Below are 15129 nucleotides of genomic sequence, written 5' to 3'. Positions count from 1 at the left end.
CGGCCGAGCGACCTGTACGTTCTTCATTAAACGGGCACCTAATATGAGGGAGGCTTGTTTCCCTCAGAGCCTAACTATGAATGACCTTTCATGACGTACCCGGATAGGCTGGAGAGATGGACCGAAAGTCCACCTTGCCAAGACCCCTCGATGCCGCAACGTCCGCTCGGTTCCGCCGGATGCCTCGTGCCTCCACCAAGCCAGAGCTGCGGCTACGTCGCGAGCTTCACCGCCGCGGCCTGCGGTTTCGGGTGACTCATCCCGGCCTGCCCGGTCGGCCGGACCTGGCCTTCACCCGCGCGAAGGTGGCGGTCTTCGTCGACGGCTGCTTCTGGCATCGCTGCCCCGAGCACGGCACCCTGCCGCGCAACAATCGGGACTGGTGGCAGCAGAAGCTCGACCGCAACGTCGCCCGCGACCATGCGAAGGACGCCGCCCTGGCCGAGTTGGGCTGGACGGTGTTGCACGTCTGGGAGCACGAGGCCACCGACGCCGCCGCCGACCGCGTGGAGGCCGAATGGCGGCGCCGGCTGCCTCCTGCTACGCCCTGACCGGTGTACGCAGGTAGCCGTTTGCGTCGAAGAGCACCTTCCGGTCGAGGAAGCGGTTGAAGAACCGGCACGACGGCTCCCCCAGATGGACGCAAGCGCTGCACGCGCCGCTGCCGCGAGCACACCCAGGATCCAATGGGCAGCGGTGCTCTGCATCGACGAACGCGTCGAGCAGCTCGTCCAGGTTCGACTCGAACACCGCCTGCATGCCGCCGAGCACGAAGTCGCCGCGAGCGGCTGCGTAGACGAAGAAGCCCAGGTGACCGGGCACCAGGTACTCGCTCAACGCGTCCCGCTCGATCCCCGAGAAGACGGCCGCCTGCCGAATGAACCTGTGCGCGTAGGTGTGCACCAGCTTGAGCAGGTCGGTGCCAGCGGACTCGACCGATGGATCGTCACGCTTGGAGGGCACCCTCACCTCCTGCAGGATCGCGACCCGCGCCGCGACCGCACCGTCTCCCCGGCTCCATCCCGGCAACTGGTGTCCTCTCCCGATCAGCCAGGTGGCGACCCGTACCGGGTCCAGGCGGACCAGGAACGCCTCCGTCTCGGCGAGGTTGCCGTAGAGCCGGTAGCCACCCTTCTTCCGGCGGAAGGGCACCAGGCGACACTTCGACGGGTCGTCATCGCCGCGCGTGTAGCCGTACATCGCATTCAGCACCGGGAACCGGTCGACGAGGTCCAGGCCGTCGATCCCGGCCCGGTCGAGCGCCGCCGGGTAGCGGTCTTGGTAACGCACGTCCAGGGCATCACCGGGCGTCGCACTGCGCAGTGCCGTCGTCGGCGTGCGGCTCTCCGCAAGCGCCATGGCGATGTCGACCGCCTCCCGCTCTGCTTCCTCGCGTCGTTCGCCCGAGAGCCCGTCGATCGGGTGATCGCCGGCCTTCGCCAGTCCTCCCTGATCGGCGGCGCTCTTCGCGGCTACCTCCGCAATCTCCCGTGGAAGACCGGTGCGCATGAGCTGCTCGATCAGTTCTTCGAGGGTCGGCGGGGAGACCACGTCGGCAGGCCGAGGCACGGTCAAGCCATCGACCACCCAGACCAAAGCCTTGCGAGCACCACCGGCGAGCTTGAGACCCTCCCGGTGCTCGGGTCGTGGCGGATTGATCAGTACCATGCCCCGCGGCGTGTAGACCATGCGGGCCTTGTGCACGTTCCAGCGGATCTTGCCATTCCCGCATCCGCAGGGCTTGTTGAAGCCGAGCCCTTGCATGGTCTGCGCACTACAAACTGGGCAGACGAACGTGATGTCGGCAGCCTTGGCACTCTTGGGAATCACGACCTTGACATCGTCGTGCGTCGGGCACCTCTTGATGTATGGCTCGGCGATTGCACCACACTCGTGGACGCCGACGAAGTGCAGCTGGCCCCACTTGTTGCGCTGGCCGCACTTACACGGCCGGTCGATGGACTTTCCGATGCGCTTGCACGCCCGGCAGAGCCACACCTGCGGATACCGTTCGACGGTGACGCCGCGTCGCTCGTCGAGTTCGACCACTTCGACAGGAGCTCTCCGCATCAGGTCGTCGACAACGCCGCTGTCGAACTCCTTCGACCACGCGCTGACCTCATGAAGCAGGTGGCGTCGTACGAGGTCGGTGTCGACCTGGATGGGACTGGGCGCGGACCACTCTGCGACCCGGTAGATGTCGCCGCGTAGGTCGACCGTCTGGTCGGGAAGGAAGGTGCGCAGGATCTGGCTGCCGCTGCGGGATCCAAGGACCGTCATGTCGTCCGCCTGTCAGTCGTGGATGGGAGCGCTGGCCTCGACATCGCGGAGGCTGGTCATCGGTGATCGAGGGCCGAGTTCGCTGACGAACGTGGCCCTGGTGGCGGGGTCTTCGAGATCGGCGAACCACGCCTGCAACCATTCGGCGATCTGTTCCCGATGCAGGGAGTCCTCCGCTCCGTCGAGGCCGAGGACCGAAGCCACCGCGGCTGCCTCGGCCGCGGGCGTCATCCCGGAGTCACGCGCGTACTGACGCAGCTTCGCCGGCGTGCTGAGCCGCTGTTTGCTGGCCGGCTCGCGGATCATCAGCGTCCGCGCGCCCACCACGCCAGCGACCGTGAGGTCCAGTACCCGGCGACTACGACGAGTGATCGGAATGGCGTCGACGAAGCGGTCACCCTGCCGGACGTACTGCGTGAACTGCCGGAACGTCTGCGCATCGCGTTCACGACCGATCTTGTGCAGGACGTAGACCAGGCCAGGGTGCCTGCGGCCAACCCGCGCCGTGGTCTGGATGAACTCAGCGGTCGTCAGTGGCAGACCCAACATCACCATGGTGTTCAGCCGGTCCACGTCGACCCCGTGCGAGAGCATCGAGCTCGCCGCCACGACGTGGATCCGCTCGGCGAAGTCCTCCTCCGGCTTCTCCAACCGGTCCAGGATCGCCCGGACGTCGTCGAACTCGGTCTGCCCGGTGAGCTGCTCGACGTTGATGCCCTCGACCGTGTTGTTGCTTCCGAGACTTCGCCCGGCGGCTTCCACGTCGTAGAGCGTCGAACCGTAGACCACGTCGGTGCCGTACAGGCTGACCAGCATGTCCACGTGCTTCCGGTCGATGCCGGCTTCGGCGCAGACGCTCGCGGGGTCGTCCTTGAGTTGCCGGACGCAGCGCTGCAGGGCGTCGAGCGTCCGGTCGCTGACGTGCTCCAACGTGACGCCGCGCGGCGCGACGGCCACGAACCGGCGTAGCGGTTTCTCTGTCGGGACGGTCCAGAACGACTCACCCGCCCGTGGACCGGGCTGCGGAAAGACGCGCCCCTCCCGCTGGTACAGGACCTTGGCCTGGTGTTCGTAGCCGGTGAGCGTCGCGCTGCTCGCCACGATCTTCGCCCGAGTGCCACAGAGCTCGAACTGGAGATGGTCGAGCAGGCTCTCGTAGTGGGAGTCGACCGCGCCGAGGCTGTCCCGCAACAGGTGTAGCTCGTCCTGCAGCCGCAACGAGGGGCCGAACCGCTTCGGGTCCATCGGCAGCGGCTTGAGGGCCTTGCCGCCCTGGCAGTCCGGAACCAGGCAGCCGTTGGGGTTCTTGGACCGTTCCGCGTACGTGAAGCCGTGCCATTCGACTGGGCACAGCTTCTGCGGCGGGCCGACGAGACCGCGCATCGCCTGCTGCAGTCCGATCGACGCGGCCTTGTCGAGAGTGCCGACCACGACGGTCGGCAGGAACCGGAACACTTCCTGGTCGACGACGTACATCGGCAGAGCCTGCCCCTTCCAGGGGCAGTTCCCGCTCGTGCAGCGATGTTCGAGCTTCCACCGCTGGCGGTCGAAGCGCATCTGGAGGTTCTCGTCCCGGCAGAAGGGGCAGTGCAATAGAACCCGGTACTTGTCCGGCATGCCTGGGCTGTCCGGGGTGATCTCGTCGCCTTCAGTCTTCGGCACGATCCTGTTCGGCGTGCCTGCCCGCCCGACGAGGAAGCCGAGACTGAATGGTGCGCCCTTCACGCCCTCATCCCGGCGCACCAGTTCCGCGCCGGCAAGGGCATCCGCGAACCGTTGGGTCTGCTGGAGGCTCAGCAGCCGCAGTGGGAAGCGCGACCACGCCGTCACCCCCATCGTCTTGCCGGTGAGGCGGTCGAAGAACGCCGCCGTCAGGAGCAATCCGAGGTAGGTCTCCGTCTTGCCGCCACCGGTCGCGAACCAGACCGTGTCGACGTAGCGGGCCTCCTCCTCCGGCTCGGCGAGGAAGCGAATGGCTGAGAGCAGGAATCCGACCTGGAAGGGCCGCCAGGAGGTGTACCCGCGTCCCTCGGCGCTCCGGGAGATCGCCTTGTTCATCAACTGGAAGGCGCGGAGGATCTCAGAGCGACCGCGTAGCAGCGCGAGACCGGCCCGGAGCCTCGCCAGTTCCGCGAACACCTGCTCGGCAGACTCGTCGGCCCTGGCTCGCATGTCCAGCGTCCAGCCCTCGGCGGCCTGCCGCGCGTCGAGGGTCTTCGAAGACCAGTGGGCGTGGTCGTACTCGTGGAGCGCGTCAACCAAGGCTTGGAGCTGAGGAAGCGGGTCGGATGCGAGCCTCATGAAGGACAGGTCCGGCTGCGGGGCCGATCCACTCCAGTAGTCGGGACGGTAGGTCCGCACGCTGACGCTGTCCGACGTGCGGAACACGCCGGCCGCCAGTTCCTCGACACCGACGTTCACACCGTACGCCGGCACCTTCCGGTCATATCGGAAGCTGTCCGGCAGCGCCTCCAGCTCGAATGGCACAGCAGGTAGGCCCGAGACGTCGAGCTGCGTCTCGTACAGATGGGAGTCGGTCAGGTCGGATACCTTCTTCTCCGGGCTCGTGTTGACCAGCTGCACCACGACTTCGGTCTGCCGATGCCAGTCCTCCACGTCCACCCGCACCTCGGCGGAGAGACCGGGGGCACCCACCGCGGCGAAGGCATCCCGGAGCTGCTTGCCGCCGAACGTTCCGCCCTCGCCGGATGCCAGAACCGACACGACCTCCTCGACGAGGCCCGTCCGCCACCAGCGCCGGTCCGGGTCCGGCCCGTCCTTCGGATCCTTCACCCACGCCCGCGCCCGTACGGTCACCGTCATCGACCACGGTGGCGCCGCCGCAGGGCGGAGCCGAATGGCGATGGCACACGGGTCGAGACGCTCCGACCGGTCGTCGGAGACGTCCTTGCGCACCTCGTCCTCGCAGGCGAGCCGGCCCAACCAGAACGTGCCGGAGGGTGCCACCTCGAGCCGGCTCAAGCCGTCGCCACGGCCCGCCGCCACCACTCGTCGGTCGAGCCAGTCGACGAACGCCTCACAGGCCTGCTCCAGAGACTGGTCCCCCACGCCGCTCATGACGCCTTCCTCCTCACGGGAACGCCGAACTCGCCGGCCTTCGAATCGTCGACCAGGTACGACCGCAACGCGACGACCTCCTCGCTCTCCCTCAGCGTCGCCAACGACTTGCCTTGGATCTGTCTGATCCGTTCACGGGTGACGTTGAAGTGAGCGCCGATGGCGTCCAGCGTCTCCTCGTCGCCGGTCTTGAGCCCGAACCTGCGCTCGAGGATGCGGACAGCCCGGTCCGGCAAGAGTGAACTCAAGGTATGGGCAACGTCCGTACGGAACATCGCGTGGATGACTATCTCGGCGGGATCGGTACGCCCGTCGCGGTTGTCGTCGTCGAGCAGGATGTCCGACAGGCGTAGGTCACCTTCGTCTCCCAGTAGCATGTCGATGCTGATCAGCGGACGATCGAGATCGAGGATCGCCTGCACTGATCCAGGCTCCACGCCCGTCTCCTCGGAGATCTCCGCCAAGGTGGGCTCACGGTCGAGCTTCAATGTCAGTCGCGAGATCGCCCGGCGCACCTTCTGCATCTTCTCGTGCAGGTGAGCCGGGATGCGGATCGTCCTTCCTCGGTCTGCGATGCCCCGATCGATGCTCTGCCTGATCCACCACGTCGCATAGGTCGAGAACTTGTTTCCCATCGATCCGTCGAACTTGTCGGCGGCCCGCATCAGGCCGACGTTGCCGTCCTGGATCCGGTCGGCGAACTCGACACCGCTGCGGTCGTAGTGGCGCTGCCTGGCGATCGAGACCACCAATCGCAGGTTCGCGCAGACCAGCTCCGCATGTGCGCGCCTACCGTCCGCTACGCGGCGTTCGAGACTCGAGCGGGCGCTCGGCGCCAGCTCTTCACCTCTTGCCTCCAACTCATCCTGAGCAGTGACGCCTTGAGAGATCAACGACCACAGTTCGACCTCGCGTGACGCGCCGATGAGGGGGTAACGGCTGATTGCCCGCAGGTACTGGCCGACCGAGTCACCGTCATGTTCGTACCCCTTGGGCGCAGCCTGCTTCGGACGAACGTCCGCTGACCGTGGAAGGTCGACGCCTGCGTCCTCCAACAGGCTGAGCAACTCGCCGTGCTGCGCCGACGACAGCTTCCGCTTCGTGGCCAGCAGTGCGACGTCGGCACGGCTCAGCTGGCCGCTACGTGCCCAGTCACCTAGGAGGTCGTCGAGCGTCTGACCCACGACGTCGTCGACCGCTCTCGCTGCCGGCGCCTGCGAGTCGTCTCCGAACATCCATGCAAGGTCGTCGTCCGCGGGGGCATCGTCCTCGGCCTGTGCCGCCTCGACGTCCAATGCGTCGGCCTGGTCCTCCGAAAGTTCCGCCGGCTCGGCAGTCTCCTCCGCACCATCCGTTGGTGCGCCCTCGACGGCCGGGCCCATCGTGGCAGGCGGGTCCTCCCGAGGTGCTGCGTGCGACGGCTTTCGGGTCAGCGCGACCACCAGTGCATCGATCTGGCGGTGGGTCAACCGGTGCCGGGCGACGAAGTCGGCTACGACCGACTGCGGCGACCGGGAACCACGGCGGTCGAGGTTGGTGCGCAGCTCGTCCACCAGGGCATCTGCAATGGGTACGGAGACCTCTGAGGTGGCGGTCGGTGAGGACAGCGGCACGACGACCGATGCCTCTACCACAGGCGCAGGCTCTGCGACCGAGTCGTCGACGACCGGGGCCGAAGCGACACGGGGCGACGGCGGCACGGCAACCGACGCCCCAGTGGGGGCCGGTTCGGGGGCCGGGAGTTGCTCCGGGTCGGGCGCCGGCCGGCCGAGCACCACGGCAGGAGTAGGCGGAGCAAGTTCCTCGACCGCACCGGCCAAGACGACTTCCCTGGGAAGCGGCTCGTTGAACCGCACGGAGGGCCAGATTGGGGTGGACGGCTCACCGGTCGCCTCGACCGGCGTCACAGATGGTTCGTCGACCGCCGCTCTGAGGGGTTCGACGACCGGGACCGACATGTCCGGATTCGCTACAGCGACATGCTCGAAGGGCTCGACCCTGGGCATGGGAGGTGGCGACGCCCGCGCATACGGCGGTACAGGAACAACCGCAATGACACGAGGCGCGGGCGTGTCCGACCTCCCTGCGACGGCCGCACTGCCGTTTGGCCGGGGTGGAACCGGAGGAACTGGCGGAACCGGCGGAGTCGGTGGGGCGGGCGGTTCCGGCGGAACGGTGATGCCCAGCTCGGCGATGCGCTCCCACAGTGGCTCCAGGGCCGCCTCCGGGTCCCGGCTGAAGACGCTCCCCCGGATGCGGACGAAGACGCAGTTGCCGACCCGTTCCAGCACCGCCTGCCGGCGCATGTCGCTCTCCCACTGGTCCGGCCCGTGGTAGGCGTCGCCGTCGCACTCGATGGCGAGCCGCCGCCCGTCGGGTGCAGGGAGGACGAAGTCGATCCGGTATCCGCCGATGCGGTACTGCGGCAGCGGCCGGTATCCCCGGGTCAGGATGCGGCGCAGCACCGCGCGTTCGAAGTCGCTGTCGCAGCGCCTCTCCAGGTCGTCGTACGCCTCGTCGGCGGCGGTGACGTTCTGGCAGTAGGTGAGCAGCAGGCCCCGGGCGTCGTCCTCGCGCAGGTCGGCGGGCTGCACGGAGTGGAAGACCCAGAGCTGGTCGCGGGCGCGGGAGGCGGCGACGTTGACCCGCCGGTGGTGGTCGCGCTTGGTGAAGGCGGAGACCATGCCGTTGTGCGGCGAGACGACCGTGGAGACGAGGACGATGTCGCGTTCGTCGCCCTGGAAGGTGTACGGGTCGCCGACGCGCAGCCGGCGCCGTTCCATCTCCTCCTCGCCCACCACCTCGCGCAGGCGGGTGAGCAGGTAGATGGCCTGCCCGCTGGTGCTGAGCAGGCTCACCACCCCGATGGTGCGTCCCTCGTACGCGGGGTCGGCGACGATGGCGGCGACCCGATCGACGAGGGCCTCGGCCTCGGCGACGTTGACGTTGCCGTAGGTGGGCAGGTCCTGGCGGATGCCCTCGGGCACGTGCACGGCGATGACGGGTTCGCCGATGCCGGCGGGCCGGTCGGTGCGCAGCGGCTCGATCTCGCCGCCGTAGTACGTCTGGCTGGAGAAGCCGATGATCGCCGGTACGGAGCGGAAGTGCTCGGTGAGCAGGATCCGCTCGGGTGAGCGGCGTACGGCGTGGTCGTAGAGGCTGCTCTCCGGGTCGAAGTGCTCGGCGGAGGGCACGTCGACCAGGTGCGAGTTGATCAGGCCGGTGACCGTGCCGACGAACGACAGCTGCGGGCCGATCTGCTGGTCGTCGCCGACGACGACGGCCCGTTCGGCGAGGCTGAGGATCGGCAGGGAGAACATGTCCGCCTGCGACGCCTCGTCGACGATCACGACGTCGAAGTGGGCGCCGCCGGCGAACTGCTCGATGGCCCGGTCGACGGACATGACCCAGACGGGCACGGCGTCGACGGCGGAGTTCATGGCCCGCTGGGCGTGTGCCTGCCACTGGGCGGCGTTCTTGCCCGTACCCTTGCCGATCTTGCGCAGGGCCGTGGTCCAGTCGGCGAGGGCGGCCCGGCGCCGGTCGTCGAGCGCCTTGGACACCTCCAGCCAGGACGAGGCGACGACGAGTTCCTGGGTCAGCCGGCGGATCCGCTCCCGCGTCTGCTCGATCCGGCGGCCCAGCGCGACGGGGTCGACGCTGCCGACGACGGTGTCGAACCAGGTCTGCGCGCGGCGCCACTGCCAGCGGTGCGGGCAGTCGGCCCCGGTGCCGCCGATCGCGACGGCGGTGCCGTCGTCGATCTGGGCGGTCCAGCCGGGCGCCGCCGGCCGCAGCCGCTCGGTGAGCTGCGCGAAGCGTTGCGCGTCGGGGCGCAGGGCGGCGAGCCGGCGTACCTCCGCGAGGATGCCGTCCCACCCTTCGAGGTCGGCGTGCTGGCGGCTCTGGTCGAGCAGCCGCCACAGCTCGCTGGCGTCCGTGCGCGACATGCCCTCCTGGAGCACCGTGCCGAGGGCCCGCTCGTCGGCGACGAGCTGGTCGTGGTCGAACACGGTCGCGCACCGGGAGACCAGGTCGGCGAGGGCGGTCAGCCGGCGTACGTCGACCGCCTGCTCGGCCCGGGGGACCAGGCGGCGGACGGTGGCGTTCAGGGTGGGCCAGCGGCGGCGGTCCCAGTCGAGCGCGGTGGCGGCGTCGGTGAGCAGCCGACCCACCCACAGGTCGGGCTGGTCGCCGAGGTCGTCGGGGAGGTTGAGCAGCTGCCGCCACTCGGTCCACCGGGTGTTCAGCTCCTGACGCAGCCGCAGCCGGGTGACGTACGCGACGACGATGTCGACGTCCTCGGTGGTGCGCAGGGGCTCGCTGTCGATGCGGCATTCGGCGGCGAGCCGGGCGAGGGTGCTCTGGAAGAGCCGGTTGACGCCCTTGCCGGTCGCGAACCGCTGCCGCAGCTCACCGAGCTGGGCGAGGAGGCGGCGCGGCTCGGCGCGCTGCGCCTCGGGCACGCTCACCTGGTGGCCGGCGAGGGTCCGGGTCGCCGCGGTCAGGTCGGTGAGCGCGCGCTGGCAGGCCGCGACGTGGTCCTGCCACCTGGTCTGCCAGTTCGGGTCGGCCTGGAGCAGGGTGGCCAGCCGGTCGGTCCACGCCCCCTCGCGGCCGGCGAGCAGGGTCAGCGCCTGACGCAGCTGCCCGACGAGGTCGTCGAGCGCCGGCCGGCCGAACGCGCGTACCTCCGGCAGGACGACCCCGGCGGCGGCGAGCCGGTCGAGTTCCTCGCGGGCGGCGGCGAGTTCGCGCCGGCCGGCGAGGACGGCGGCCTCCGCGGGCAGTTCGGCGGCCGTGGGCAGGTGCCGCAGCGCCTGGGTGCGGTCCTGTCGGACGGTACGCCGGGCGATGTCGAGCAGCTCGGTGAACTCCTCCACGCCCAGCGGCGCGGCCACGTCCGGCGCGAGGGCGTCGGGGATGTCCCCGTAGCGGTCGGCCCGCTCGCGCAGCCAGTTGCCGACGTCGCTCGGCGACAGCCGGATGCCGTCGATCTCGTAGTGCGCGGACTCGTTCTCGGCCATGGTGCGCAGGCCGCCGAGGGCCTGGCCGAGGTCCCGCTCGGCCTCCTCCAGTTGCCGTCGCAGCCGGTCGACGCGCTGCTGCTCGCCCCGCTTGTCGAGGGTCGCCCCACGGTCGGAGAGTTCGCGGGCGGCCAGTTGGAGCTGCACGAGCTGGTCGGTGGAGCGGCCCAGCACCGCCAGGCACAGCGACTGGATCTCCTTCGGCAGGCCGTCGCGCAGGACCCGCAGCGGGTCCTCCTTCTGCGCCACGACGAGCACCCGCTTGCCGTGCGCCATGAGGTGGCAGATCAGGTTGCGGATGGTGTGGGTCTTGCCGGTGCCGGGCGGGCCCTGCACGGCGACGTTGCGGTGCTGCGCGAGCCGGCGCGCGATGGACTCCTGTGCCTCGTTTGTCGGCAGCGGCATGAGCAGCCGCTCCCCCAGCGGCGCCCACCGCGCCGGCTGGTCCTGCGGCATCTCCAGCCGGCTCGGCTCGTGCGCCAGGATGGCGGCCAGCGAGCCGATGCTCGCGGTGTCGCCGGCGAGCAGCCGGGCGCGCAGTTCCTCCAGGAAGCGGCGCAGCATCCGCTGCCGGGGCCGGACGAAGAGCACGCCCGTGTCGTGCACGTGCGGGCCGGCCGGGGCCGCCGCGCCGCTGTCCCGTACGACGGGGTCGTGCCCGAGCCGGCGCAGCGCCCGCTCGAAGAACTCGACGCGGTCGAGGTCGTGCCAGACGTCGAGGTCGAGCTGACCGCCGGAGCCGGCCAGCGCGAGCAGTTGACTGAGGTAGCGCTCGTCGAGGCCGGTCAGCGGGTCGGTCTGGAGCCGGGGCGCGCCCTGCGGCGCCACCGTGACCATCGACCGGTCGGCGTCGAACTCGATGGTGACCGGGGTCACCACCAGCGGGTACTGCACCCGGTGCCCGGCGACGTCGGTGCGGATGACGCCGTGGCCCCACACGAGTTCGTGGGTGGCGGCGTCCATGTCGACGCGGTGCTTCAGGTCGAACAGGCTGCGGTGCAGTTGCCGCGTCGCCTCCGTACGCCGGGTCTGGTCGGCCCAGGGGCGCCACTCCCGTTCCCGCCACTGCGCGAACCGCTCCTGGAGCCTCTCGACCGTCTCCTCGTCGCCGACGAGCCGGGGTTCGGCCGCGTACGAGGGCGCCCCGGCCAGGTACGGCGTGAACTCGGCGGGCGTCCTGATCGGTCTCGTGGCGGCGGGCAGGCCGACCCGCAGCCAGCTGGCGCCGTCGGTCGAGACGCCCACCTCGCAGGCGGCGTGCGCGGGGAAGTCGTGCTGCCAGAAGGCGTCGGCGGTGGGAACCGTCCGGGCCGGCTTCTCCAGCTGCGCCCGCACGGCCATCAGGTACTCGACCAGGGAGGTGGCCCGGTCCCGGATGAGTGCGGGCGATTCCGTCGAGGACGTGGAGCGGGAAAGCATGCGGCACCTTTGGTTCTGCTGGGTGGACCGGCCAGGACGGGACGGATCGACCTGTCGTCAGGAGATCGGTAGGCGGGCTCGTCGTACGAGCAGTCGGTCACCTCCGCGCTGACGCACGGCTCCCACCTCCCCACTGGCGGTCCCCGGACCCTACCCACAAGAGTCCTACCAGCGGGACCCCCGAGGTTCCACCGATCGGCCGGCCTCGGCTCACCTGTTCCCGCCGTCAATAACCTACGAAGTCGATATTGCGCACGCGCAACTACTCGCCGGCAATCCGGCGTTCGCCCTGCTGAGCGGAAACAGCGGCTCCGGCGTCGGCACCCGGCGCGGCGCCCGTCGCCAGCGAGCTGAGGCACCCGGGCGGAGCGGCAGTGTCAGACACGCGACAGTCGGCGCGGTGCAGGACACCACGCCTGAGTGAGGGCCAGCCCAAACCGCGCTGACAGCCGAGGCACGTCAGATGTCCGGTGTCACAACCGAGTGGTAGCAACGGCTTCGTGATCAGCATTCGGCACGGCGACCTGCTCGACGCGGACGTCGAGGCGCTCGTCAACCCGGTCAACACCGTCGGGGTGATGGGCAAAGGGCTCGCCCTGGCCTTCAAGAGGGCCCATCCCGCGAACTTCACCGCGTACCGCGCGGCCTGCGCCGCCGGCACCGTCCGTCTCGGGCGGATGTTCGTGTACGACTCGGGCACGCCGGGCCGGCACCGCTACGTCGTCAACTTCCCGACCAAGGGCCATTGGCGCTCGCCGTCCCGCCTCGCCGACATCGAATCCGGGCTACCCGATCTGGTACGCGTCCTGCGCGACAACCGCATCGGCTCGGTGGCGGTGCCGGCTCTCGGCTGCGGCAACGGCGGCCTCGACTGGGCCGACGTTCGGCCCCTCGTCGAGACGGCCCTCGCCGAACTGCCGGGCGTGCAGGTGTGTCTGTACGAGCTCACGTGACCTGTCAAAGAACACCAGCGACGAGCCTGTGCGCTCAACCGGCGGCTGACACATCCTTCCCGCCGCCGTGTATGCCACCGTGCGAGCCATCTCGGCGCAACTCATCGCCTTGATGATCACAGCGGCTGGTCGTTTGTGCCCCCGTGCCATGCTTCCCACGGTGGTCCGCGTGAGATCGAGGTATGGGCATGGAGCTGCGTAAGAGTCGGCGCTTGCTGGTTTTCAGCGCCTTTCTCCTGGCGATCGGTGTGCTCGTGCTGTTGGGCGGGAGCGCGGCCAGTTCGTCCCCTTCGGTTGGTGCATTGCTCTTCGGTGGAATCACGGCCCTGCTGGGTGGCGTATTCGTCGTCAGCGAGCTGAAGCCGTTCAGGTTCCTCATCGGGCCCGAGGGGCTGACCCTGCGGGTTGCCGGGCTCAACCGGCTGGTGCCGTGGGCCGAGATCGACGCGATTGTCCTTGATGAATCGGTGCCGTCGCCTGGCGGCAGCAAGCCCGCCTCCCCGTCGTTGTTGCTGGTGCCGGCCGCCGGGTCGACCATCGATCGCCCTCTCACCGCCCGGAGCCCGGTCGATGAACGAGCGAGCCTGACCCTCCTCGACCTCGACAGGGTTCGACAGCCGGCGGATGAGGTGGCGGCAGCCCTCGCTCGCTTCGGAGGAGGCCGCTTCACGGATGTCCGGCGACTACGCCGAGAGCGGTTCGACTCGCCCAACTTCGCCATCGGTCTGCGCGGTTACGACCCGGCGCGGGTGGACGAGCTGATCCGACGCGGCCAGGACGCGCTGATCTCGGGCCGGACGTTGCAGCGCTATCAGGTCAAAGCCGAGCTTGACGAGGCGCGCACTGACCTGCCCAGGGCCACGCGCGGCTACGACTGCGGACAGGTCGACGCGCTGCTGGAGGAGCTTTCCGCCGTGCTGGCGACCTGGGGTGGCGAGGGCGCCAAAGCTGAGTGAACGCCGTCCCACCACCGGATCCGCCCCGCTCAGCCGGCGTGCGGGTGTCCCGCATCCGCCACCACAGTGGAGTCAGGGGGCAACGAACGCGAGCGCCTTCGTGAAGTAGGTGTCGACGTCCGTGGCGTGGTAGACCCGCTCGCTCGCCTCGATCCCGTCGAGGAACATCGCGTACACGGCCGCCAGGCGCAGCGCCGCGACCGGCCGCAGCAGCTCCACGGCCCGCTCCGGCTCGCACCCCGGCACCTCGGCCCGCCACCGCGCGCACCACCCGGCGAGCACCGGGGCGGCGACGTCGTCGGCGAGGCCCTCCACCAGCCGCAGCGCGTCGAACGCCGGGTGTCCCACGAACGCGTCGCCCCAGTCGATGACCACGTGCCGCCCGGCGTCGGCGCGCACGTTGCCGGGGTGCAGGTCCCCGTGCACGAGGGTGTCCGGCAGCCCGCACCCGCGTACCTCGTCGAGCCGCGCCTCCAGCCCCGCCAGCAGGGACTGCACTGGCGAGGTGTCCCAGCCGACCAGCCGGTCGCTGATCCAGCCCGGCAGGGCGTCGGCGCGCAGGTCGGGCACGCCCGCCGCGACCAGTTCCGCCACATCGGGGGCGGAGCGCACCTGCACCGGGTGGAAGTCGGCGGCCATCGCCAGCCGCTCCTCGACGGGTGCGCCGTAGCGGTCCTCGCCGGGCACGTGCTCAATCAGCATCCGGCCGTCGCCGTCGTCGGCGAGCAGCGTCGACGTCCTCCCGGGCGCGGCCCGGCCGAGCCAGCGCAGCACCGCGGCCTCGTGCCGGAAGAACACCGGCACCTGCTTCAGCCAGGCCGTGCCGCCCGGCCCGTCGAGCCGCCAGACCGCCGACAGGTTCCAGGTGCGCTGCTGGGTGACGGTCTCCGCCGGGCGGCCGAGCCGCCGCAGCTCCGCCGTCGCCCAGGCGAGGCTGCGCGCCGGGCCGCCGGGCTCGGCGTAGGGGGCGCGCAGCGGGTCCGCCGACAGGTCGAGGTTCGCCGGTACGAGCGGCGTGGCGGGCGGCCCGTCGACCTGGGCGAGGTACGTGACCGTGCCGCCCATCGGCTGCGGCGCGTCGCCGGTCAGCAGGCGGAGCACGGCCACCTCGACGCCGTACCGCTGGCGGGCCTCGGCCACGACCGGGGCGGCCTCCTGCCACCAGGGCGACGGGACGTCGAACGGCGGCAGTGCGCCCAGCGCAGCGCCGGCGGCATCGACCAGGGCGAGGGTCACGATGCGGTGGGACACGCCGGCACGCTACCGGCGCCCGCCGGGCCGGGGCGACCGGTTAACACCCCACGTCGCACCGGCCGCTGTGGCATGCCGGGGGCGCGCTGGTGGCCGGTACTTTCAGAGGCGCCCCGACGACGACGTGAGTTTGTGTGACCTGGACAGGTGCGAACCAGTCTCCAC

At 70.1% G+C, this 15129-nt stretch carries 7 protein-coding genes; 3 read left to right on the top strand and 4 right to left on the bottom strand.

Features of this window, described 5'->3' with window-relative positions; genetic code table 11:
• Window positions 1-116: 116 nt before the first annotated feature.
• A complete protein-coding gene (vsr, locus tag AB0B83_RS01660; RefSeq protein WP_357576508.1) occupies window positions 117-551 on the top strand; it encodes a DNA mismatch endonuclease Vsr in 435 nt (144 codons plus the stop codon).
• On the opposite strand, the gene AB0B83_RS01655 is transcribed toward vsr, so the two are convergent.
• The 3 genes from AB0B83_RS01655 to AB0B83_RS01645 are packed head-to-tail and all read right to left on the bottom strand — an operon-like array spanning window position 541 to window position 11804.
• Window positions 541-2280 carry a hypothetical protein gene (locus AB0B83_RS01655; RefSeq protein WP_357576507.1) on the bottom strand — a complete coding sequence of 580 codons (1740 nt, stop codon included), beginning with the start codon at window positions 2278-2280 and terminating at the stop codon, window positions 541-543. The genes vsr and AB0B83_RS01655 overlap by 11 nt on opposite strands.
• A 12-nt stretch (window positions 2281-2292) precedes the next feature.
• Complete coding sequence (locus AB0B83_RS01650; RefSeq protein WP_357576506.1) at window positions 2293-5358, bottom strand: helicase-related protein; 3066 nt, start codon at window positions 5356-5358, stop codon at window positions 2293-2295.
• Window positions 5355-11804: a sigma-70 family RNA polymerase sigma factor gene (locus tag AB0B83_RS01645; RefSeq protein WP_357576505.1), complete on the bottom strand. Its 6450-nt coding sequence runs from the start codon at window positions 11802-11804 to the stop codon at window positions 5355-5357. The genes AB0B83_RS01650 and AB0B83_RS01645 overlap by 4 nt, the downstream gene beginning before the upstream one ends.
• 500 nt (window positions 11805-12304) lie before the next feature.
• Here AB0B83_RS01645 and AB0B83_RS01640 point away from each other — a divergent pair, with 500 nt between their 5' ends.
• Both AB0B83_RS01640 and AB0B83_RS01635 read left to right on the top strand, forming a co-directional pair.
• Window positions 12305-12757, top strand: coding sequence for a macro domain-containing protein (locus tag AB0B83_RS01640; RefSeq protein ID WP_357576504.1), 453 nt, complete (start codon window positions 12305-12307; stop codon window positions 12755-12757).
• Window positions 12758-12945: 188 nt separating this feature from the next.
• Window positions 12946-13713 (top strand): hypothetical protein, encoded by a 768-nt coding sequence (locus tag AB0B83_RS01635; protein ID WP_357576503.1) that lies wholly within the window; start codon window positions 12946-12948, stop codon window positions 13711-13713.
• 72 nt (window positions 13714-13785) lie between these two features.
• On the opposite strand, the gene AB0B83_RS01630 is transcribed toward AB0B83_RS01635, so the two are convergent.
• Window positions 13786-14964: an aminoglycoside phosphotransferase family protein gene (locus tag AB0B83_RS01630; RefSeq protein ID WP_357576502.1), complete on the bottom strand. Its 1179-nt coding sequence runs from the start codon at window positions 14962-14964 to the stop codon at window positions 13786-13788.
• Window positions 14965-15129 lie beyond the last annotated feature (165 nt).

The organism is Micromonospora sp. NPDC049060, assembly GCF_040649055.1.
Classification (GTDB): Bacteria; Actinomycetota; Actinomycetes; order Mycobacteriales; family Micromonosporaceae; genus Micromonospora; species Micromonospora reichwaldensis.
This window is presented reverse-complemented; position numbering and strand designations above follow the sequence as displayed.